Origin of the sequence: Nonomuraea longispora (genome assembly GCF_004348345.1) — a bacterium.
In the GTDB taxonomy this organism is placed as follows: domain Bacteria; phylum Actinomycetota; class Actinomycetes; order Streptosporangiales; family Streptosporangiaceae; genus Nonomuraea; species Nonomuraea longispora.
The window spans coordinates 59,945-81,981 of sequence record NZ_SMJZ01000009.1 but is presented as its reverse complement, the minus strand read 5'-3'; the positions used below and the strand labels follow the sequence as shown (position 1 = coordinate 81,981).

At 69.5% G+C, this 22,037-nt stretch carries 21 protein-coding genes; 11 read left to right on the top strand and 10 right to left on the bottom strand.

From position 1 onward, the window contains the following. Positions 1 to 1,529: glycoside hydrolase family 10-like protein (locus E1267_RS04600; protein WP_246063461.1), on the top strand; the 1,529-nt coding region annotated here is incomplete at its 5' end. 181 nt (positions 1,530 to 1,710) lie between these two features. On the opposite strand, the gene E1267_RS04595 is transcribed toward E1267_RS04600, so the two are convergent. After that, the gene (locus E1267_RS04595) at positions 1,711 to 2,355 is read right to left on the bottom strand and encodes an FHA domain-containing protein (RefSeq protein ID WP_132330079.1); all 645 of its coding nucleotides are present in this window, start codon (positions 2,353 to 2,355) and stop codon (positions 1,711 to 1,713) included. 239 nt (positions 2,356 to 2,594) lie between these two features. Here E1267_RS04595 and E1267_RS04590 point away from each other — a divergent pair, with 239 nt between their 5' ends. From E1267_RS04590 to E1267_RS04575, 4 genes are all read left to right on the top strand, one after another. Next, a complete protein-coding gene (locus tag E1267_RS04590; RefSeq protein ID WP_132330077.1) occupies positions 2,595 to 3,716 on the top strand; it encodes a citrate/2-methylcitrate synthase in 1,122 nt (373 codons plus the stop codon). Positions 3,717 to 3,791: 75 nt separating this feature from the next. Further along, entirely contained in the window at positions 3,792 to 4,091 is a 300-nt protein-coding gene (locus tag E1267_RS04585; protein WP_161714428.1) for a DUF3017 domain-containing protein, read from the top strand. 53 nt (positions 4,092 to 4,144) lie between these two features. Beyond that, positions 4,145 to 5,362, top strand: coding sequence for an NADP-dependent isocitrate dehydrogenase (locus E1267_RS04580; protein ID WP_132330073.1), 1,218 nt, complete (start codon positions 4,145 to 4,147; stop codon positions 5,360 to 5,362). A gap of 197 nt (positions 5,363 to 5,559) precedes the next feature. Next, positions 5,560 to 6,588: a polysaccharide deacetylase family protein gene (locus E1267_RS04575; protein ID WP_132330071.1), complete on the top strand. Its 1,029-nt coding sequence runs from the start codon at positions 5,560 to 5,562 to the stop codon at positions 6,586 to 6,588. Positions 6,589 to 6,736: 148 nt separating this feature from the next. Here the strand turns inward: E1267_RS04575 and E1267_RS04570 are convergent, their stop codons facing one another. Continuing rightward, positions 6,737 to 6,958: an MFS transporter gene (locus tag E1267_RS04570; RefSeq protein WP_132330069.1), complete on the bottom strand. Its 222-nt coding sequence runs from the start codon at positions 6,956 to 6,958 to the stop codon at positions 6,737 to 6,739. 19 nt (positions 6,959 to 6,977) lie between these two features. After that, positions 6,978 to 8,108, bottom strand: a complete 1,131-nt coding sequence (locus E1267_RS04565; RefSeq protein WP_132330067.1) for a saccharopine dehydrogenase family protein — start codon at positions 8,106 to 8,108, stop codon at positions 6,978 to 6,980. A 156-nt stretch (positions 8,109 to 8,264) separates the two neighbouring features. On the opposite strand from E1267_RS04565, the gene E1267_RS04560 reads away from it, so the two are divergent. Beyond that, positions 8,265 to 10,385 (top strand): serine/threonine-protein kinase, encoded by a 2,121-nt coding sequence (locus E1267_RS04560; protein WP_132330065.1) that lies wholly within the window; start codon positions 8,265 to 8,267, stop codon positions 10,383 to 10,385. Positions 10,386 to 10,443: 58 nt separating this feature from the next. Beyond that, positions 10,444 to 11,430 (top strand): malate dehydrogenase, encoded by a 987-nt coding sequence (locus tag E1267_RS04555; protein WP_132330063.1) that lies wholly within the window; start codon positions 10,444 to 10,446, stop codon positions 11,428 to 11,430. Positions 11,431 to 11,515: 85 nt separating this feature from the next. Here E1267_RS04555 and E1267_RS04550 read toward each other — a convergent pair whose 3' ends face one another. Both E1267_RS04550 and galE read right to left on the bottom strand, forming a co-directional pair. Continuing rightward, positions 11,516 to 11,707: a hypothetical protein gene (locus E1267_RS04550; RefSeq protein ID WP_132330061.1), complete on the bottom strand. Its 192-nt coding sequence runs from the start codon at positions 11,705 to 11,707 to the stop codon at positions 11,516 to 11,518. A 34-nt stretch (positions 11,708 to 11,741) separates the two neighbouring features. Next, on the bottom strand, positions 11,742 to 12,692 hold the full coding sequence (gene galE, locus E1267_RS04545; protein ID WP_132330059.1) for a UDP-glucose 4-epimerase GalE: 951 nt from the start codon (positions 12,690 to 12,692) through the stop codon (positions 11,742 to 11,744). Between the two features lie 86 nt (positions 12,693 to 12,778). On the opposite strand from galE, the gene E1267_RS04540 reads away from it, so the two are divergent. Further along, positions 12,779 to 14,092, top strand: coding sequence for a hemolysin family protein (locus E1267_RS04540; protein WP_132330057.1), 1,314 nt, complete (start codon positions 12,779 to 12,781; stop codon positions 14,090 to 14,092). Between the two features lie 14 nt (positions 14,093 to 14,106). Further along, the gene (gene trpS / locus E1267_RS04535) at positions 14,107 to 15,111 is read left to right on the top strand and encodes a tryptophan--tRNA ligase (RefSeq protein ID WP_132330056.1); all 1,005 of its coding nucleotides are present in this window, start codon (positions 14,107 to 14,109) and stop codon (positions 15,109 to 15,111) included. Between the two features lie 36 nt (positions 15,112 to 15,147). On the opposite strand, the gene E1267_RS04530 is transcribed toward trpS, so the two are convergent. The 4 genes from E1267_RS04530 to E1267_RS04515 form a co-directional block, all read right to left on the bottom strand. Beyond that, positions 15,148 to 16,407, bottom strand: a complete 1,260-nt coding sequence (locus E1267_RS04530; RefSeq protein WP_132330055.1) for an arginine deiminase — start codon at positions 16,405 to 16,407, stop codon at positions 15,148 to 15,150. Positions 16,408 to 16,558: 151 nt separating this feature from the next. Beyond that, the gene (locus E1267_RS04525; protein WP_132330054.1) at positions 16,559 to 16,753 is read right to left on the bottom strand and encodes a hypothetical protein; all 195 of its coding nucleotides are present in this window, start codon (positions 16,751 to 16,753) and stop codon (positions 16,559 to 16,561) included. Between the two features lie 89 nt (positions 16,754 to 16,842). Then, positions 16,843 to 18,033: a helix-turn-helix domain-containing protein gene (locus E1267_RS04520; RefSeq protein ID WP_132330053.1), complete on the bottom strand. Its 1,191-nt coding sequence runs from the start codon at positions 18,031 to 18,033 to the stop codon at positions 16,843 to 16,845. A 116-nt stretch (positions 18,034 to 18,149) separates the two neighbouring features. Continuing rightward, entirely contained in the window at positions 18,150 to 18,656 is a 507-nt protein-coding gene (locus tag E1267_RS04515) for a MarR family winged helix-turn-helix transcriptional regulator (RefSeq protein ID WP_132330052.1), read from the bottom strand. A 60-nt stretch (positions 18,657 to 18,716) separates the two neighbouring features. Here E1267_RS04515 and E1267_RS04510 point away from each other — a divergent pair, with 60 nt between their 5' ends. Together E1267_RS04510 and E1267_RS04505 are read left to right on the top strand one after the other, a co-directional pair. Beyond that, positions 18,717 to 19,994, top strand: coding sequence for an amidohydrolase family protein (locus tag E1267_RS04510; RefSeq protein ID WP_132330051.1), 1,278 nt, complete (start codon positions 18,717 to 18,719; stop codon positions 19,992 to 19,994). 21 nt (positions 19,995 to 20,015) lie between these two features. Further along, positions 20,016 to 20,954: a YihY/virulence factor BrkB family protein gene (locus tag E1267_RS04505; RefSeq protein WP_132330050.1), complete on the top strand. Its 939-nt coding sequence runs from the start codon at positions 20,016 to 20,018 to the stop codon at positions 20,952 to 20,954. Here E1267_RS04505 and E1267_RS04500 read toward each other — a convergent pair. Next, positions 20,943 to 22,037, bottom strand: a complete 1,095-nt coding sequence (locus E1267_RS04500) for a D-alanyl-D-alanine carboxypeptidase family protein (protein ID WP_246063459.1) — start codon at positions 22,035 to 22,037, stop codon at positions 20,943 to 20,945. The genes E1267_RS04505 and E1267_RS04500 overlap by 12 nt on opposite strands.

Here is a 22,037-nt window from a genome sequence, read left to right as displayed (position 1 = left end):
GCAGAAGGACTCTCCTGAAGGGCTTAGCCCTCGCCGCCGCCGCTTCCGCCGTCCCGCTGCCCGCCTACGCGTCGACGGGCGGGCACATCCCGCCGCTGCGCCAGATGCGCGGCATGTGGATCGCCTCCGTGGTCAACATCAACTGGCCCTCGAAGCCGGGACTGACCGCGGACGAGCAGAAGGCCGAATATCTCGCCTGGCTCGACGTGGCCGTGCAGCGCAGGCTCAACTCGGTGTTCGTGCAGATCAGGCCGACCGCGGACGCGTTCTGGCCGTCACCGTTCGAACCCTGGTCACAGTATCTGACCGGGACGCAGGGGAAGGACCCCGGCTACGACCCGCTCGGGTTCGCCGTGGAGGAGACCCACAAGCGCGGCCTGGCCTTCCACGCGTGGTTCAACCCCTACCGCGTCTCGATGCAGGACGACCCGGGCAAGCTGCACCCCGACCACCCCGGGCGCAAGCACCCCGACTGGATCCTGCCGTTCGGTGGCAAGCTCTACTACAACCCCGGCATGCCGGAAGTGCGCAGATTCTGCCAGGACGCCATGATGGACGCGGTCACCCGCTACGACATCGACGGCCTCCACTTCGACGACTACTTCTACCCGACCAACACCGCGGACTTCGACGACAGCGCCGCGTACGCCGAACACGGCGCCGGCTTCCCCGACCTGGCCGCCTGGCGGCGCAACAACGTCGACCTCATGGTCCAGGAGATGCAGCAGCGGGTGCTGGAGTCCAAGCCGGAGATCGCGTGGGGCATCAGCCCGTCCGGCATCTGGCGCAACAAGGCCAGCGACCCGCTCGGGTCCGACACCAACGGCGGCCAGTCCTACGACAACCTGCACGCCGACACCCGCGGCTGGGTCAAGAAGGGCTGGCTCGACTACATCGCACCGCAGCTCTACTGGTACATCGGGCAGCCGCCGGCCGACTACTCCAAGCTCGTCCCGTGGTGGTCCGACGTCGCCGCGGGCACGAAGACGCAGTTGTGGATCGGCCAGGCCGCGTACAAGGCCGGCGACCCCGCGCAGGCGGCGGAGTGGCAGGCGCCGGACGAACTGTCCAGGCACCTGACCCTCAACAGGGACCACCCCGAGATCGGCGGCGACATCTGGTACAACGCCAACGACGTCAAGGCCGACAGGATCGCCTCCATCTCCACCGCGGTCGACGAGCACTACCAGCGGCCCGCGCTCGCGCCCGTGCTGCCCAGGCTCGCCAAGGGGGAGCCGCCGCGCCGGCCGGTGCTGGCGTACGCGCTGCGCCGCCACGGCGGGGTCGAGGTGCGGGCGGTGGCGACGGGACGGGACGAGCCGTTCCAGTTCGCCGTCTTCCGCTTCGACCGGCAGTCGCGCTCCGGCAGGGACTTCGCCGACGCCCGCCACCTGGTGGCCGTCGTGCCCGGCGACCGGCAGGTGCGCTGGACCGACCCCGACGGCAAGCGCGGCGACCACTACTACGTGGTGGCCGTCGACCGCGCGAACAGGACCGGCAAGCCCAGCAACGGCTTCCGGGTCATCTGAGCCGGCTCGCGGGCGTGCTGCGCCCGTACGTGTCGCCGGCCGGTCATCCGGCCGGCGATCAACCGGCACGCCCGGCCGGAGTGCATGCCCACGCCACCGCTCGTGCTGGTTCCGACGCTGCCGGAACCCCTCGCCGTGGCCCCGGTCGCGAACCGTTCTACACAGGTGACCTCTCGGACACCTAAGAAGCTCTTCGCCCAGCGGCCGACGGCTGCTCGGCGGCTCCCGACGACCTCTGTGGCGGCACCACGGGGGTAGGGCGTACCAGACCGAGCGCGACGACCTCGTTGGCCAGCCGTGTGCGCCGGTTGGTGCCCTCGGGGATCCTGAACTTCTGGTAGAGCCGCAGCAGATGTTGCTTGACCGCGGCCTCGGTCACGACCAGGTCGTCGGCGATCTCGCGTGCGGTCGCCGGGGCGACGAACGCCTCGTCCGACAGCGCCGGCCTGCAGAGCGAGGTCAGCACATCGACCTCGCGCCTGGTCAGCTCGGGCGCGGCCGCCCTGCGCAGCTCGACCTCAGGGGTGAAGTCCTCACGGGGGACTCCACCGATGCGACCCCTGGCAGCGCCGAAGGAGACGACGTCACCGTCGTCAAGGACCCTCCGGGCGATCGGCCTGCCGTTCACCCGCGTGCCGTTCCTGGACAAACCCAGGTCGACGACATACAGGTAGGGTCCTCGTCTGACGAACTCGGCATGGAGACGAGACACACTGGGATCGGTGAGCCGGATGTCGACACCTCGGCCCCTCCCCACCGTTGTGATCTCGGGGCGCAAGGGGACCACCTCGCCGGTGTCCTCGATGCGTATGAACGGCCCCTCCACTGGCGGTTCCTCCCCTGGGTTGACGCAGCGTATGAACGGCACGCCTACTCCTGGGCACGGCAGTTCCTCCCCAGGTAGCCCGCCGTAACTATTACTACAGCTCCGGCTTACCCAAACGAGGGGATGCGGAATCTCCTTTGCTGAAAGGAGAATCCGGCGTGAAATTGGTCTGGACCTTTGAAGCCGGTTTTGCCTGCTCACGGGTAGACTCGGAGGGAAGATAAGCGGAGGAAACACCCATGGCGGACAAGCCCACGAAAGGTCTGGCCGATGTCGTCGCCGCGTCCACAGCGCTGAGCGACATCGACGGAAAGGCCGGCCGGCTCTTCTACCGTGGATACGACATCCACGACCTGGCCGGCCGTGCGACGTTCGAGGAGACCTCACACCTGCTGCAGCGCGGCAAGCTGCCCGACCGGGCCGAGCTCGACGCGTACGCCGCCGAACTGGTGAGCGGCAGGGAGCTCGGTGCCCTGGTCTCGGCGAACATCGCCGAAATCGCCGAGAAACAGAAACCCATGGAGGCGCTGCGCTCGCTGGTCTCGCTGTCCGGCGCCGACGACCCGGACAAGGACTCCATCACCCCGGACGCCAACCTGCGCAAGGCGGCCCGGCTGACCGCGCAGCAACCCCTCCTGGTCGCCCGTTTCCACGCCGCGCGCAGCGGTGGGAGCGTTCCCGACCCCGACCCCTCGCTCGGCATCGCCGCGAACTTCCTGCTCCAGGTGACCGGCCGCACTCCCGGCCCCCGTGAGGTCGAGATCTTCGACGAGTGCCTGGTGCTGCACGCCGACCACACCATGAACGCCTCCACGTTCGCCGCCCGCGTGTGCGCCGCGACGCTGTCGGACATGCACTCCGCCATCGTCGCCGCCATCGGCACCCTCAAGGGCCCGCTGCACGGCGGGGCGAACGAGCAGGTCATGAAGACCCTGGAGTCGCTGACGGCGGGCAGCGTGGCCCAGGCCGTACGCGACAAGCTGGCGGCCGGCGAGAAGATCATGGGCTTCGGCCACCGCGTCTACAAGACCGAGGACCCGCGCGCCACCCACCTGCGCAGGATGAGCGCCGAACTGGCCGAGTCGTCCGGCGACGACACCTACTACCGGATGTCCAAGGAGATGGAGGAGGTCGTCTTCGAGACGAAGGGCCTCTATCCGAACGTCGACTTCTACGCCGCGTCCGTCTACCACTACCTCGGCATCCCAACCGACCTGTTCACGCCGGTCTTCTCGATCAGCCGGATGTCCGGCTGGACCGCCCACGTCATCGAGCAGCACGCCGACAACCGGCTCATCCGCCCGGACAGCGAGTACATCGGTGAGACGGACCAGAAATGGAAGCCGATCGACGAGCGATGAGCCGGGGCGAATGCGACCATGAACGCCCGCGATGAGGCCGAGCGAATGGGACCATGACGATTGTGAGTGGATGCGTTGAGCCAAGGGACTGAACGCGAGAGCTGGGGGCCGTACCCGCTGATCCTGGTGGGTGCGGTCGTCGGCGTGCTCGTGACCTACCTCGTGGACCCACGCTGGGGCGGGTTCACCATGGGCGCCGTCATCATGGTCGCCGCCGCCCTCCGCTTCGCCGGGTACGACGGGCAACTGTCCGTGCGGAGCAAACGGACGGACGTCATCACCCTGTCGGTCTTCGGTTTCGTGCTGGTCCTGACCTCGCTGCTGCTCTACAACAACGAGCTCAAGGCGCTGATCCTGTCCCTTTTAGCTGGGTGACTTGACGGTCCGATAGCCTCAACGCATCAATTCATTGAAGGGGAACCATTCGCATGCCCAAGATCAAGGTGGAGGGTCCGGTCGTCGAGCTTGACGGCGACGAGATGACCCGGATCATCTGGCAGTTCATCAAGGACCAGTTGATCCTTCCCTACCTCGATGTCGACCTGAAGTACTACGACCTCGGCATCGAGCATCGGGACGCGACGGACGACCAGGTCACCATCGACGCCGCCAACGCCATCAAGAAGTACGGCGTCGGCGTGAAGTGCGCCACCATCACCCCGGACGAGGCGCGGGTCGAGGAGTTCGGCCTGAAGAGGATGTGGAAGTCCCCGAACGGGACCATCCGCAACATCCTCGGCGGCGTCATCTTCCGCGAGCCGATCATCATGTCGAACGTGCCGCGGCTCGTCCCCGGCTGGACCAAGCCGATCGTCGTCGGCCGTCACGCCTTCGGCGACCAGTACCGCGCCACCGATCTGAGGGTCCCCGGCGAGGGCACGCTCACCCTGACGTTCACGCCGAAGGACGGCTCGGAGCCGATCGAGCTCGACGTCTACGACTTCCCCGGCAGCGGCATCGCTATGGCGATGTACAACCTGGACGAGTCGATCCGCGACTTCGCCCGCGCGTCGATGCGTTACGGCCTGTCCCGCAACTACCCGGTCTACCTCTCGACGAAGAACACGATCCTCAAGGCGTACGACGGCCGTTTCAAGGACATCTTCGCCGAGGTCTACGAGTCGGAGTTCAAGGCCGACTTCGAGAAGGCCGGCCTCACCTACGAGCACCGCCTCATCGACGACATGGTCGCGGCGGCGCTGAAGTGGGAGGGCGGTTACGTCTGGGCGGCGAAGAACTACGACGGCGACGTGCAGTCCGACACGGTGGCGCAGGGCTTCGGCTCGCTCGGCCTGATGACGTCGGTGCTGATGACCCCCGACGGCCGCACCGTCGAGGCGGAGGCCGCGCACGGCACGGTGACCCGCCACTACCGCCAGCACCAGCAGGGCAAGCCCACCTCCACCAACCCGATCGCCTCGATCTTCGCGTGGACGCGTGGCCTGGCCCACCGGGGCAAGCTCGACAACACCCCCGCGGTGACCGACTTCGCCGACAAGCTGGAGCGGGTCTGCGTCGAGACCGTCGAGGGCGGCCAGATGACCAAGGACCTCGCGCTCCTGATCGGCGGCGACGCCCAGTGGCTGACCACCCAGGATTTCCTGGCGGCGCTGGACGAGAACCTCAAGAAGAAGATGTCCGCCTAGTTCGTCACGTACGGTCTCTACCTGCGATCACAGGTAGGGGCCGTTTCGTGTGCCTCTTTCACGTTTCTCCGCACTCTCCAGACCATCTCTTGACGGCGTCGTGCGCGTGGCGCAGTTGATCACCTGGGTAGGAGCCTCCCTGTAGGTGCACATACCGCTACCTACCGTAACGGTCGTACGTGTCTCGGGGGGTTCGGATGCGACTGGGATTTCTGGGCGGGCTGGGACTGGTCGCCGCCGTCGCGATGGTGTCCGGTTGTGACTCGCCGCCCGACACCGCCAAGCTGGCGGACAGCAAGGCCGACGCCGCCGCCAAGGTCAAGGTCAGCAAGGAGGCCAAGGCCGAGGCCGCGGCCGCCGTGAAGGCGAACGAGCTCGGGCAGATCCCGGTGCTGATGTTCCACCGGGTCATCCCCAAGCCGACCACGACGGACGACCGCACGCCGCAGCAGTTCCGCGCGGATCTGGAACGGCTGGTCAAGGAGGGGTACGTGCCGATCACGGCCGCCGAGATGGTGGCCGGCAAGATCGACATCCCGGCCGGCAAACATCCCGTGGTGCTGACCTTCGACGACTCCTCGCCCTCGCAGCTCACCCTGAACCAGATGGGCGTGCCCCAGAAGGACACGGCTGTCGAGATCCTGCTCGACGTGGCCGCCAAGAACCCGGGTTTCCGCCCGGTCGCCACCTTCTACGTGACGCGCGACATGTTCGGCAAGAGCACCCCCGAGGAGCAGGCGCAGATGCTGCTCTGGCTGAAGAACAACGGGTTCGAGATCGGCAACCACACCCGCGACCACCTCAACCTGCGCGGGCTGTCGCACGACAAGGTCGAGGAGCAGATCGGCTCGATCGCCAAGCAGGTCGGCACGTTGTCCTCGGTCAAGCCGACCACGATCTCCCTGCCCTACGGCAGCCAGCCGCGCAGGAAGCAGTGGGCCATGCGAGGCAAACACTTCAAGCACCAGGGGGCGTTCCTGGCCGGCTACAGGCCCGCCTCCGCCCCGTTCAGCAAGTCGTTCGACCCGGCCGGCATCCCGCGGATCAGGGTCATGGAGAAGAAGGGCGACTGCAAGCAGTTCTGCTCGCACGCGTGGCTCGACTGGCTCAAGAACAACCCGGACATGCGTTACACCTCCGACGGCGACCCGCGGACGGTCGCGTACCCGAAATATCAAGCTCCGTACCTGCGCAAGTCGTTCCTCACGTGGAGCCTGCCCTACTAGGAGCGCGTGGCAGCAGCAACGCCGCCGCGAACGCGATCTGGCACGTCGCGTTGACCACCGCGACCACGCACAGCTGCGCGAACGTCAGCACGCCAGGCCGCGATCGGTACGCCCGCCAGGCAGGCACACCTGGCGACGTCAGCCGCGATCATGACGGCCGTTTGCGCCGGAACTCGACGTGCCGCCCCAGCGGGAAAGCCAGGAGCGCGGTGGCGACCGCCGTCAGCGCCGACAGCAGGGCGACCTCGAACGCGGATGCCTCGAGTACGGTGACCGCCACGACGGGCAGCGCCACCATCCCCATGGCCGAGCCCGACTGGCTGACGGCCGAGCCCGACCACAACCGGCGGAAGTCCGCGTGGCCCCGCACGCTGGTCCGGGCGGCTGCGTCACCCCGATCGGGTGGTGAAGGAGATGCCGGCCGCGCGCAGCCGGTCGATGAGCGGCCTGCCCATGGCCGAGGCGGTCGTGAGCTGGCCCGCCAGGCCGGGCACGTCGTCGAAGGCCAGGCAGAGCGCCGACTCGGCGAGCATCTTGGCGGTCTCGTCGTAGCCGGGGTCGCCGCCCGCGACCTCCGTGACGACCCGCTCGCCGCCGCCCTCGCCCAGCAACGTGACCTTGAACCAGCTCTTCGCCCGCTGCTCGGGTGACGGGCCCTCACCGGGCCGCACCCGGTCCAGGAGCCGCTCGCGTATGCCAGGGAGCCGGGCGAGCGCCGCGAACGTCCCCGCGCCCGCCACGAGCGCCAGCGCGGCGGGGAGAGTCTTGACGGCGATGTGCTGGCGGTAGGTGAAGTCGGGGCCGTAGCGGTCGAGGAGGCGGGCCGAGCGGCCGACGATGAGCGGGTCGACGGTGGGCATCGGGAGCGCCCAGCCGCCCACGTAACGCAGGCCGCCCGCCCGTGCGCTCACCCTGCGGCCGACGGGCCCGGCCTCGGCGGCGCGGCGCTGGGCGGCGGCCTCGGCCGCCTGCCTGGCCCGGCCGACGATGTCCATCGCGCTGGCCAGCGTGCCGCCGGAGAAACGCGCGTTGGCCCGCAGGAAGGCGCTGACCGTCAGTGGTGTGTCCTTGGGCAGATGGGAGACGGTGTAGAGGGTGCCGAGGTCGAAGACGATCGAGTCGAAGCCGCAGCCGTGCACGATCTTGGCTCCGCTCGTGACGGCCCGATCGTGGTGGCGGACGTACGTGCGGTCCACGAACTCGGGCTCGCCCGTGAGGTCGAGGTAGTGGGTGCCGGCGTCGGCGCAGGCGGCGACGAGCGGCTCGCCGTACGTGACGTAGGGGCCGACCGTGGTGACGAGAACACGCGTACTGCGGGCCAGCTCGGCCAGCGAGTCCGGGTCCGTGGCGTCGGCGAGCAGGATGGGTACGTCGAGCCCCAGCCGCTCCAGCTTGGCCCGGTCGCGCCCGGCCACGGCCCACCGCACACCGGGGCCGGCGGCGCGGGCGAGGTAGGCGGCAGTGAGGGCGCCGGTGAATCCGCTTGCACCGAAAAGTACGATGTCGTAAGGACGGTTCATGATCATCGGCTCCTCGTGATCGTCTGCTGCACATTCGACCGTGCCCACGGCCACGTCCGCAAACCCCAAGGTCTCGAAGGCTTAACAAATCCCTGGGAAGTGGCTGGGCGTCGTAAAGTTTGCGTCGTTGGGGTTAAGAACACGTGGGGATGACGTATGCCGCGAATCTCGCCGCTGGTGGCCGGCGATCCCACCCATCTGGGGTCGTTCCGGCTGTCCGGACGGGTCGGCGAAGGGGGTCAGGGCATCGTCTACCTGGGCGTCAACGACGAGGGGGAGCGCGCGGCCATCAAGCTGCTGCACGTGAAGTTCAGCGGCGACACCATCGCCAGGTCGCGCTTCGCCAGGGAGTTGAAGGCCGCGCAGCGGGTGGCGTCGTTCTGCACGGCCCGGGTGATCGAGGCCGACCTCGACGGTGACACCCCCTACATCGCCAGCGAATACATCGAGGGCATGGCGCTGAGGGACCTCGTGGAAAGCGACGGGCCGCTCACCGGCACGACGCTCGACCGGCTGGCCATCGGCACCGCCACCGCCCTGACCGCGATCCACCACGCCTCGATCATCCACCGCGACTTCAAGCCCGACAACGTGCTGATCGCCGCTGACGGGCCGCGCGTGGTCGACTTCGGCATCGCCCGCATCATCGACTCCACCGGCACGATCACCAGCCGGGCCATCGGCACGCCCGCCTACATGGCGCCCGAGCAGATCGCGGGCGACGACATAGGCCCCTACACCGACGTCTTCTCCTGGGGGGCGACCATGGCCTTCGCGGCGACGGGAGAGAGCGTGTTCGAGGGCAAGTCGATCGCGGTGGTGCTCAACCGGATCCTCACCCACGAGGTCGACGTCTCCATGATGGCGGAGCCGCTGCGCAGCGTCGTGAGCTCGGCGCTGGCCAAGTCGCCGGCCGAGCGGCCCTCGGCCGACCAGATCCTGCTGCGGCTGCTCGGGCAGTCGTCCACGGCGGGGGCGTCCACGGCCGTGCTCACCAAGGGCGTGCAGCTGGCGGGCGACGACACGACGCCGTTCATCCGCGTGTCGGCCGGTTCGATCACCGACCATCCCAGCCGGCGGGCCTCGGCCATGCCGTCCCGCCACGGCACGTCCGAGGGGACGGGCCGTCAGGCCGGCACGGGCTGGTCCACGACGGGGCACGGCGCGACGGGGACGGAGACGTCGGCGGGCGCGGAGCCTGAGGCAGGTCCGGAGACAGGGACAGGCGTGGGCCCGGGGTACGCCGCGACGGGCCTTCAGGGCGTCACGGGGCCGCGAACCGGCTCTCAGGGCGCGACGGGGCAGCAAACCGGCTCTCAGGCCGCCACGGAGCAGCCGACGGCGCTTGCGAACCCTCCGGGCGAAGCGGGGCCCCCTGAGGGCGGCGGGGCCCCGTATCCGGCGAAGAAGAGCAAGCGGCGCCGGCGGGCGCGGCTTCTGGCGGCGGCGTTCGCCACGCTCGCCGCCGTCACGGCCGCCGCGGTCCTGGCGGCGGCGAACGGCTGGCTGGCGCTGCCGTTCGGCGGTACGCCCGGCCCGACGGTCGATCCCACGCGCCCGTCCGTGGTGGACAAGGTCGCCGCCACCGGGCGGATCGTGATCGGCGTGCGGGGCGACCTGCCGGGCGTGGGCCTGCGCGACGGCGACGGTTTCGAGGGCTTCGACGTCGACGTCGCCAGGCAGCTCGCCACGGAGCTCGGCGCGAAGGAGACGAAGTTCGTCCAGGTCAGCCGGGGTGACAGGGCCGGGGCGCTGGAGAAGGGCAAGGTCGATCTCGTCGTCGCCGCCTACTCCGTCGACAAGGGCAAGACCCAGTTCGCGGGCCCCTACTACCTGGCGCACCGCGACCTGCTGGTGCGCCAGGACAGCGGCCTGGACGAGCTCGGCGACCTCAAGGGCAAGAAGGTCTGCGCTCCGAGCGGCTCACTCGGCGAGGTGCAGGACAAGGTGACCGTCGAGCCGGTGCCGACCAGCGACTACGCCGCCTGCATGGACCTGCTCAGAAGCGGCAAGGTCGCCGCCGTGCCGGGGGAGGACGTGGTGCTGGCCGGTTTCGCGCAACGCGAGAGCATGCGCTACAAGATCCTCGGCGCCAAGCTCAACAACGAGCGTTACGCCGTCGGCATCAGGAACGGCGACGTGAAGACCTGCAAGGCGATCAAGGCCGTCATCGCCGACCTCTACGCCAGGGGTGTCATCGAGAGGCTTCTGACGAGCCGGTTCGGTAGGGTCGATTTCGAAATGGAGCTGAAGGTACCCGCGATGGAAACCTGCTGATGACGTGCGGGTAACATCCCGAAGGTCAACCAATCGTCCTGCGAGTTAGGGGAAGGCCATGGCGTCGTCAGCCACTGCGCCCGTCAAGGTGACCGTCACCGGAGCAGCCGGCCAGATCGGCTACGCGCTGCTCTTCCGCATCGCGTCGGGGCAGCTGCTCGGCGCCGACGTCCCGGTCAAGCTGAGCCTGCTGGAGATCCCGGCGGCGGTGAAGGCGGCCGAGGGCACCGCGATGGAGCTCGACGACTGCGCGTTCCCGCTGCTGTCCGGCATCGAGATCACCGACGACCCCAACGTCGCCTTCGCGGGCGCCAACGTCGCCCTGCTGGTCGGCGCCATGCCGCGGAAGGCGGGCATGGAACGCGGTGACCTGCTCGGCGCCAACGGCGGCATCTTCGGCCCGCAGGGCAAGGCGATCAACGACCACGCGGCCGACGACGTCAAGGTGCTGGTCGTGGGCAACCCGGCCAACACCAACGCGCTCATCGCCCAGCGCAACGCGCCCGACGTGCCTGCCGACCGCTTCACGGCGATGACCAGGCTCGACCACAACCGCGCTCTGTCCCAGCTGGCCGCCAAGCTCCAGGTGCCGGTCACCGAGATCAAGCGGATGACGATCTGGGGCAACCATTCCGCGACCCAATACCCCGACCTGTTCCACGCCGAGGTGGGCGGCAAGGTCGCGGCCGAGCAGGTCGACCCCGACTGGCTGCGCGACACGTTCATCCCGACGGTGGCCAAGCGCGGCGCCGCGATCATCGAGGCGCGCGGCGCCTCCTCGGCGGCCTCGGCCGCCAACGCCGCGCTCAACCACGTCTACGACTGGGTCAACGGCAGCGAGTGGACGTCGGCGGCCGTGGTCTCCGACGGCTCCTACGGCGTGCCCGAGGGGCTCATCTCGTCGTTCCCCGTGCGCGCGGCCGACGGCGGGTTCGAGATCATCCAAGGGCTCGAGATCGACCCGTTCTCCCGCGAGCGCATCGACGCCAGCGTGCGCGAGCTGGAGGAGGAGCGCGACGCGGTGACGTCGCTGGGCCTCATCTGAGCGTACGCATCAGCGGAAAAGCGACGCGTGACGCGCGCCCTCGTCGTGACGGGGGCGCGTGTGCGCGTTCTGGCGGGGCCCGCCCCTAGGGGCAGGCCACGGTCGGCGCGGCGGGCACGGACTGGATCGACGGCACGGGCAGGATCGCCGGCGTGGGCTGCAGGGCGGGTGCCGGCTGCGACGTCGCGAACAACACGCCGGCGGCGGCCATCAGGCAGCCCGCCACGACGAGGGCACCGTAGAGCAGCTTCGTGACCCTTGGTGAAAAGCTCCTCACGTTTCGGTATCCCAGCACATATCGTGCTTTCATATCAGGTGTTTTGCGAAAGCGCTCTCCAGGCGTCGGAGACGATGTCGCCCAGCGCCGCCCGCTCGGGCTTCCAGCCGAGTTCACGCTGGATCTTGGCGGACGAGGCGACCAGCACGGCCGGGTCGCCGGGCCGGCGCTCGCCGACGACGACGGGGATCTGGTGGCCGGTGACCTCGCGGCAGACCGAGATCACCTCCTGCACGCTGAAGCCGGTGCCGCTGCCCAGGTTGTAGATCTTGTGCTCGCCCGGGGCGATCGCGCCGAGTGCCAGCAGGTGCGCCCTGGCCAGGTCGGACACGTGGATGTAGTCGCGCACGCAGGTGCCGTCGGGCGTCGGGTAGTCGGTGCCGAACACGCTCACGTTGTCGCGCTCGCCGGTCGCGACCTTGAGCACGTTGGGGATGAGGTGGGTCTCGACGGTGTGCCGCTCGCGGTAGCGGCCGTGGGCGCCGGCCACGTTGAAGTAGCGCAGGCTCACCGCGCCGAGGCCGCGCACCTGCGCGAATGCGGTCAGCGCGGTGTCGACGGCCAGCTTGGAGGCGCCGTAGGGGTTGGTCGGGCGCGTCGGGTCGCTCTCCTGGATGGGGGAGCGCTCGGGCTCACCGTACGTCGCCGCGGTCGAGGAGAACACGATCTTCGCCACGCCCTTGTCGCGCATGGCGTCGAGCAGGGCCAGGGTGCCGCCGAGGTTGTTGGCCCAGTAGCGGCCGGGCTTGGCCACCGACTCTCCGACCAGCGACTTGGCCGCGAAATGCAGCACCGCGTCGACGCCGTCGAGCGCGTCGTGCGCCTGCGTGATGTCCGCCCGGACGAACCGGGCGCCGTCCGGCACGGCGTCCTCGTGCCCGGTCGACAGGTCGTCGAGTACGGTCACGTCGTGGCCCGCCTCGACGAGTTGAGCCGCGACGACGCTGCCGACGTATCCGGCACCACCTGTGACCATCAGCCTCATGTGCACTCCTGTTCAAATATGTTTGATTTTGTACGGCTTGTCGTTCAGCATACGCGGGAAAGTGGCCGAGTACGCTGCCAACCACCATGTTTGACACCGTCGCGGCCAACATCGCCCTGGTACTGCTCTTCATTCTGATCGGTGGCTTCTTCGCCGCCGCCGAGATGGCGATGGTGTCCCTGAGGGACAGCCAGGTACGCCAGCTCTCACAGCGGGGCCGCAGGGGCGAACGTGTGGCCAAGCTCGCCCGCGATCCCAACCGCTTCCTGTCCGCCGTGCAGATCGGCGTGACGGTGGCCACCATGTTGTCGGCCGCGTTCGGCGCCGACCGGCTGGCCGCCCAGCTCGTGCCCGTGCTCGAGACGTGGCGGGTGCCCGGCGCCGTCGCCCCCGTGCTCTCGCTCGTGCTGGTGACGCTGCTCATCTCGTACGTGTCGCTCGTGCTGGGTGAGCTGGCTCCCAAGCGGCTGGCGCTGCAGCGGGCCGAAGGGCTGTCGTTGTACGTGGCGCCGTTCCTCGACCGGCTCGCCGCCCTGTCGCGCCCGATCATCTGGGCGCTGTCGAAGTCCACCGACGGCGTGGTCCGGCTGCTCGGCGGCAACCCGAAGGCCGACAGGGAGGAGGTCACCACCGAGGAGCTGCGCGAGATGGTGGTCGGCCACACCGACCTGACCGCCGACGAGCGCAAGCTGATCGCGGAGGTGTTCGCGGCGGGCAAGCGGCAGCTCAGGGAGGTGATGCTGCCGCGTACGGAGGTCGAGTTCATGGAGGCGGACACGCCGCTGGACGCCGCCGCCCGCCTGGCCGCCACGCTTCCGCACTCGCGCTTCCCCGTCTACCGCGAGTCGTACGACGACGTCGTCGGGTTCGTACACGTGCGTGACCTGCTCGACCCCGAGCTCGCCGGGCGCAGCGAGCCGATCAGCGCGGTCGTGCCGATCAGGACGGCCAAGTTCGTGCCCGCGTCCAAGCGGCTGCTGACCACGCTCAACGAGATGCGCGCGGAGGGGCAGCACCTGGCGATCGTGGTGGACGAGTACGGCGGCACGGCGGGTATCGTCACGATGGAGGACCTGGTTGAGGAGCTGATCGGCGACATCAGGGACGAATACGACCTGGAGGACGACGTCGTGGTTCTGCCCGCGGGTGAGATCGAGATCGACGGCCTGACGAACCTCAACGACTTCGCGACCGAGACCGGCATCAGGCTGCCGGACGGCCCTTATGAGACCCTGGCCGGGTTCGTCATGGCCATGCTGGGGCACGTGCCCGCCGCCGGGGAGAAGGTGGAGGTGCTGGGCTTCGAGATGAGTGTCACCGAGCTCGACGGGCGCCGTATCGCGAGGGTGCGGGTGAAACGCCGTCCGGTGGTCGAGTCGCCGCCTGACCAGGATTCCTGACACAATTGCCTGCTATGGCCAGACCTCGTGTACTCTCCGGCATCCAGCCCACAGCGGACTCCTTCCACCTGGGCAACTACCTGGGTGCGGTCCGCCAGTGGGTCACCTTGCAGGAGACCCACGACGCGTTCTACTGCGTGGTCGATCTCCACGCGATCACCGTGCCGACCGAGCCCGCCGCGCTGCGCCGCCGCAGCCGCGTGGCCGCCGCGCAGCTCTTCGCCGCCGGCCTCGATCCCGAGCGGTCGACGATCTTCGTGCAGTCGCACGTGCGCGAGCACAGCGAGCTCGCCTGGATACTCAACTGCCTCACCGGGATGGGCGAGGCGGCCAGGATGACGCAGTTCAAGGACAAGTCCGCCAAGTTCGGCGAGAGCGCCGCCAGCGTCGGCCTGTTCACCTATCCCATCCTGCAGGCGGCCGACATCCTGCTCTACCAGGCCGACCGGGTCCCGGTGGGCGCCGACCAGAAGCAGCATCTCGAGCTCACGCGTGACCTGGGCGGGCGGTTCAACCACCGGTTCGGCGAGACGTTCACGCTGCCGGAGCCGTACATCCTGAAGGAGGTCGAGAAGATCACCGACCTGCAGGACCCGACGGCGAAGATGTCCAAGTCGTCCTCCAGCCCGGCCGGCATCCTCGACGTCCTGGAGCAGCCTGGCCCGCTGCGCAAGAAAATCATGCGCGCGGTGACCGACACGGGCTCGGAGGTGCTGTTCGACGAGGAGAACAAGCCGGGCATCAGCAACCTGCTGCGCATCCAGTCGGCACTGACCGGCACGCCCATCCCCGATCTGGTGGCCCGTTACGCGGGGCAGGGCTACGGCACGTTCAAGAAGGACGTGGCCGAGGCCGTGGTGGAGGCGTTCGCCCCGATCAGGGAGCGCACGGAGAAGCTGCTGGCCGACGAGAAGGAACTCGACCGGATGCTCGCGATCGGCGCCGAGCGGGCGTCGGCGGTGGCCAGCCAGACGATGGCCCAGGTCCGCGACCGGGTCGGCTTCCTGCCCACGGCGTAGGAGGCGGCCGCACGGCAGAGGGCCCGCGGCGGGTGCTCAGACGTCGTCGCGCAGGATCGGGCAGGTCATGCACCGCGCGCCCCCGCGGCCCTTGCCCAGCTCGAAACCGTCGATCTCGATGACCTCGACGCCGTGCTCGCGCAGCTTGCGGTTGGTGAACTGGTTCTTGCGGTAGCCGACCACGACCCCGGGCGACAGCGCGAAGAAGTTGTTGCCCGAGTCCCACTGCTCGCGGGCCCGCTGGTGGTCGTCGCCGCCGGTGGGGATGACGTCCAGGCGGCGCAGGCCCAGCGACTCCTCCAGCGCGTTCACGAAGCAGGTGTCGCGGCGCACGTCGAGAGTACCCGGCTTGTCGCCGGGCCGCAGCGAGTAGGTGGTCGCCGCTTCGAGGAACGGCGGGTACGCCGTGGCCTTGTCGACGTCGAGCAGGGTGAAGACGGTGTCCAGGTGCATGTACGACCGGCTCTTCGGCACGTGGACCGCGATCACCCGCTCGGCCACCTCGGCCGCGAACAACGACAGCGCCAGATGCTCGATGGTGCGCGTCGTGGTGCGCTGGCTGATGCCGACGGCGACCGTCCTGTTGCCGACGGGCATCATGTCACCGCCCTCCATCGCGGCCGTGCCGTAGTCCTCCTCGTTGAAGCGCTGGTCGTCGCCCGCGAACGGATACCAGAAGCCGAAGTCCTGCCCCGCGAACATCGGGTGGTGGTGGTAGATCGTCGACTGGTTCATCGTCTCCAGCAGCCGGACGGGGAAGAACATCGGGTTGAGCGCGACGCCGCCGTACAACCAGGCGGAGGGGTCGCGCTGGTAGAGCGAGTTGGGCAGCGGCGGCAGGATGAACTCCCCGCTCTCGCCCGCCGCGGCGACCAGCGACGAGTGCTCCATCGCGGCCGTGCCGAACTCCTCCTTGGTCAGGCCGCCGATCAGGTGGGCGGCCAGCCTGTCGCCGCTCCACCCGGCCAGGGTCTCCCTGATGGTGTCGACGAGGATCGGGCCCACCGTCAGGTGGGTGACGGTCTCCTCGATGGCGTGCCACTTGGCGTCGAAGCCGGAGTCCAGGGCCTCGGCCAGCAGTTGCTGGTGGTAATAGACCTCGATGCCGCGCTCGCGCATCAGGGCCACGAACGCGTCGTGCTCCCGCTGTGCCTGCTCGACCCAGAGGATGTCGTCGAACAGCAGCTGGTCGCTGTTGGACGGGGTGAGCCGCCTGAGGCTGAGCTCCGGCCGGTGCACGATGACCTTGCGCAGCGTGCCGACCTCGGAGCGCACGCCGAACCGCTGATCGTTCATGGTGATCTCCTCGGACGGTGATCAGCGAACCCGCCGGACCCCGCGCGAACGCCGGGCCGGGCTCCCGAACATCCCCGCCGGGGTCACCGGCCAACCGCGCCGCGAGGCGCCTTGGAGATTTCCTGCCCCTCCCATGGGAGGTCGCGCGGGCTCAGCCGCGCCGCACGACCCGGTGCACCCGCAGCAGCGCCCGCAGGGCGGCCAGGCTGGGCCGGGTGAACCGGGTCTCACCGCGGATGGCGGTCCAGCCGGAGGGGTCGCGGTCGAAATCCCAGCCGGGGAACTCGCGTACCGCCTCCTGCAGCAGTTTTTCCATGACGAGATCGGCACTCGGCGCTGTGGTCATGAACGCAGAGTCGCATCGAGACTTCGTTCGGTGACGAACTGAGGCGAAGGATCTCCCAGTTCGCATGCACCGAACTCAGAGTTCGCCTGTCAGATCAGGATCCCGTGCCGCTCGGCCAGGAAACGCACCTCCGGGGCCCACGACGGCCGCGCCCGCCGGGCCAGCGCCCTGACCATCTCGCGCAGCAGCGGCTTGTGATCGAGTTCCTCGGGGCTCTCGCGCTCCAGGCGCAGCAGGTGGAGCAGGCTGGCCGCGTCGTCGCCGAGGTCCTCGCAGGCGCGGGCCACATGGCCGAGGTGGGTGGTCCGCCGCTCGATCGACGGCGTGCGGCGCAGGTCGATGTCGTCGGCGATGCGCAGCACGGCGTCGGGGCGGCCGGCGTCGTTCTCGATGCTGGCCATGTGGATGGCGACGTTGGTCGGCCCGAAGAAGGCCAGGTCGTAGCAGTCCGACCCCTCGCGGACCCGCTCCGCGAGCTGCGTGGCGGGGCCGCGCAGCCGTTCCCTGGCCTCGTCGTCGTCGCCCGAGCGGGCGGCGCCGACGGCGGCGAGCAGGTGCAGCGCGCCGAGCGCCTTCCTGTGGCGCTCGTCGCCGTCGGCGACGTGGGGCTCCAGCACGTCGAGGCCGCGCCGGGCGATGTCGTACGCGATCTGGTGCATGTCGTCGGACAACATCGACTGCCCGAGGCTCCAGTACGCCCACGCCGTCATCAGCGGATCGGCCGACTCCTCGGCGAAGCGCATGGCCCGGTCGGCGGCGAGGTGGGCGAGGTCCACCCGGCCCAGGTGCTTGAGCACGCCCCTGGCCAGCAGGTACGCGTCGGTCGCGACGTCGCGGGCGGCCGGGGCGCGTTCCAGCGCGAGGTTCTCGGCGTCTGAGATGAGCGAGGGCAGGGCCGCCATCAGGATCGAGTAGCGGCGGGCCGAGGTGAACCAGGCGTTGCGAGCGGCCGCCACGCGCTCGGTGAGCTGCTCGGCGTCGGGCGGCTCAAGGTCGGGGGTCAGCGTGCGGCACGTGAACAGGGCACGTTCGATGTCGCGGATCTGGGGGCGGCTGGGCTCGTGGGAGTCGCGCGGCGTCTCTCCTAAAAGGACCGTGGTTCGTACGCCGAGCACCTTGGCGATCTCCCGCAGGAGGGGGAGCGACGGGGTGCGTTTGCCGTGTTCGATCAGCTCGATGTGCCTGGTGGTGCAGCCGGACTGGGTCGCCAGCGCGGTGGTGCTCATGCCCCTTCGTTCGCGCTGGAGCCTGACCATCTGCCCGGTGCTGATTTCGGCCATGGGCGTGGGCCTCCTGGGTCGGTCCTGAATGCACAGGCTAGGGCGCGCGAAGATCGCCTGTCCTGGATTCGGCCCTGCTCAGAAGAGCCGCCCGGGAGTGAGGGCGGGGCGCGGAGTCAGCGGTAGCGGCGGCGGCCCACCCGGGAGAGGATCTCGCGCAGGTCGTCGGCGGCCGTCCGCATGATCTCTTCCGGGACCACGTCGGCGGCCTCGGTGTGGGCCCGTGCCGACGCCTCCAGCGCCGCGGCCGCCATCCGCCGGCCCTCGTCCGTCAGCTGCACCCAGCGGCTGCGCGCGTCGCGCGCGTTGGCCTCGCGCTCGACGTAGCCGGCGGCTGTCAGCCGCTGGAGCACGTTGCTGATGCCGCCCGACGTGAGGAGCAGCGCCTTGGACAGCTCGCTCGGCTTCATCCGGTGCGGCGGGGCGGCCCGGTTGAGCGCGGCCAGCACGTCGAACTCGGCGTAGGTCAGCCCCAGGTCGGCCAGCTCGGCCTTGACGGCCTGCTCGAACAGCAGGTTGAGCCGTGAGATCCGCTTGCCCAGCTCCAGTGTGGCGATGAGCGACGCCGGCAGGCCCGCCTCTTTCCAGCGCACGGCCATGGCGTCGATCTCGTCGGGCTTCACACCACCGAGAATACCCTTCAGCCGATTGCTTTCTAAAAAGCTTCTACGTAAGCTTTCAACATGGCATCTATCTTGATCAAAAACGGCGTCGTCGTCGACACCGAGCCCGAGCCCGTCGTGCTGGGCCGGGCGGACGTGCGGATCGAGCACGGCAGGATCGCCGACGTCGGCCCCGGCCTGGCCGACGTCCCCGGAGCCGAGGTGATCGACGCGACCGGCATGATCGTGCTCCCGGGGTTCGTCGACACCCACCGCCACACCTGGCAGGCGGCCGTCAGGGCGGTGGCGCCCGACATCACGTTCCCCGAGTACCTGCGGCGGGTCCTGGACGAGATTGCCCCCCGCTACCGCCCGCGGGACATGTACGCGGGCACCCTGGCCGGCGCGCTGGAGTGCCTGGACTCCGGCATCACCACGCTGCTCGACTGGAACCACGCCCAGTTCTCGCCCGGCCACACCGACGCGGCCGTGCGGGCGCTGCACGACTCCGGCATCAGGGCGGTGTTCGGTTACTGCCAGAGCGGTGAGCCCAGCGACCTGCGCAGCCAGGCCCACCGGGTGCGAGAGGAGCTGTTCGCCGCACCGGGCCTGGTCACGATGGTCATCGCCGCGCTCGGGCCGGAGATCGCCGGCGAGAAGCGCGCGCTGGAGGAGTGGCGGGTCGCGGCGGAGCTCGGCCTGCCGGTCACCGCTCACCTCGGCGGGCACGGTCCGGACAGCGCCACGCGGGGGCTGGCGTTCCTGGAGGCGAACGGGCTGCTCGACACCCCGACCACCTTTGTGCACGCGCTGCACTACACCGACGAGCAGTTCGAGCGCATCGCCGCAGCCGGCGGCGGCGTCTCGGTCTCGCCCGTCGACGAGATGAACCTGGGGCTCGGCTACCCGATCACCGGGCGGGCCAGGGCGGCGGGCGTCCCGGCCGGGCTCAGTGCCGACACCGTGGTGTGCGCGCCCGGCGACATGTTCGCCCAGATGCGCACCGCCCACCTCCTCGAACGCGGCCGCCCCGACGGCGCCGGGCTCGGCTTCACCACCCGCGACGCGCTGCGCATGGCCACCATCGAGGGCGCGCGGGTAATCGGGCTCGGCGACGTCGTCGGGTCGCTGCGGCCGGGCAAGCAGGCCGACCTCGTGCTGATGCGCACGGGCACGCCCGGCATGGCGGCGGCCCACGACCCGATCGCCGCGATCGTGCTCAACGCCGACACCGCCTGTGTCGACACGGTTCTGGTCGCGGGGCGTGCGGTCAAGCGAGGCGGGCAGTTGCTCCGGTACGACCTGGCGACGGTTCTCACGTCCCTGATCGAAACGGCGGGCACGGTCGTGAAAGGCTGATCATCCAGAGAACGGAGTGGGATGGCGAGTCTCGCGGAGCGGATCGAGCCGGTGAAGGCCTGGGGCCGCCGCACGGTCACCTACTGGCGGGTCCGCAGACCCTCGATCGACCACCTCATCAGGGCGGTGCAGCGTTACCGGCTCCAGTCGGGCGACCGGCTGGCCGGCGCGGTCACCTACTTCGCGTTCCTGTCCTTCTTCCCGCTCCTCGCGCTCTCGTACGCCGTGCTCGGGTTCGTCGTGACGACCAGCGACGCCACCCGAGACGCGCTGCAGCAGGCGATCGCCGAACGGCTGCCCGGCCTGGCCGGCCAGCTCGACATCGAGGGCATCGCCCAGGCCAGGGAGACCGCCGGGATCATCGGCCTGCTCGGTCTCCTCTACGCCGGGCTCGGCGCGCTCGACGCGCTGCGCGAGTCGTTGCGCGAGATGTCGATGACGACCGCGCCGCCGCTCGGCTTCGTCGCCGGCAAGCTGCGCGACCTCGCCTCGCTCGTCATCGTCGGGGTGACGATGATCCTTTCGGTACTGGTGGCCGGGTTCGCCACCACGGCCACGGACAGGGTGCTGCACGTCCTGTTCGGCGACTCGTCCGTGCTGGTGACGCTCGGGCTCAGGATCGCGGGAGTGGTGGCGAGCGTGGGCGCCGACTGGCTGCTGTTCCTGATCCTGCTCGGGTGGGTGGCCAAGGCGGGGCTTCCGTTCCGGGCGATCGCCAAGGGCGCGCTGCTCGGCGCCATCGGGTTCGGGGTGCTCAAGCAGGCGGCGACCCTGCTGCTCGGGCAGACGCTGAGCAACCCCGTCTACGGCGCGTTCACCGTCATCGTCGGCCTGCTGGTCTGGATCAACTTCTCGGCCAGGCTCGTGCTGTTCGTCGCCTCGTGGACGTCGACGGCGGGGTTCAGCCCGCCGCCGGCCCCGTCGCCGGTGCCCACGTCGGGGACATCGTCAGAGCCGTGACCTGCCGCGCTTGCGGCGCATCCCGTACGCGAGCCAGATCAGCCCGAACAGCAGCCCGCCGCCGATCACGATCGCCCCGATGGTCCTGGTGGAGCTGGTCTGCTCCGAGGCGGCCCTGTCCAGCAGCGCCGGCTGGGCGGCGGGCGTGACGGACGTGGAGGCCTGCGGCTGGGGCGCGGCCTGCTGCTCGGGGAGCGGGTCGACGAGCTTCCCGACCGGCGTCGCCTTCCCGCGCACCGAGAAGCCCCAGTCGAGCAGCTTGGCCACCTCGTCCCAGAAGAACCCCTCGTGCCGCATGATGCTCACCACGATCGTGTGGCCGCCGCGGGTGGCCGCGCCGACGAAGCTGGCCCTGGCCTTCGAGGTCCAGCCGTTCTTGACGCCAATCATGCCCTTGTAGCGCCAGAGCAGCTTGTTGTGGTTGCTGATCTCGTAGTGCTTGCCCTTGGGCGCGGGGAACTTCGCGGTCCTCGTACTGATGTAGCGCTTGAAGTCGGGGTTGGCCAGCCCGGCGCGGGCGATCAGGGCCAGGTCGTAGGCCGAGCTGCTCTGGCCCGGCTTGTCCAGGCCGCTCGGGGTCTTCGCCACCGTGTCGTTCGCCTGGAGGCGCTTGGCCTCGGCGTTCATGTCGCGCATGGTCTTGTCCAGGCCGCCGTTGGTCTCGGCGAGGGCCATGGCCGCGTCGTTGCCCGATGACATCATCAGGCCCTTGAACAGGTCGTCGACCTTGTACTTCGCCTTGACGGACAGGCCGACCGCACTGCCCTCCTGGTTGCAGGCGTTGCGGCTCGGCCGGATCTCGCGGCTCTTGTCGAGCTTGGGGATGAGGGTGAGCGCGGTCAGCGCCTTCAGCGTGCTGGCCGGCAGGTAGCGGCCGTGGGCATCCTTCGCCGCGAGCACGTTTCCCGTGGTGACGTCCGCGATGACGTACGACGTAGCCTTGCTCTTGGGAGGTTTCTTGACGCCGTCGGGCGACACCAGGCCATGGCTGCCGAGCGCCTCGCCGCCGACGGGTGACGTCGGTGCGGCGTATGAGGTCCCGCCGGTGAGCGAGACAGAGGTGATGAATGCCGCAATTGGCAC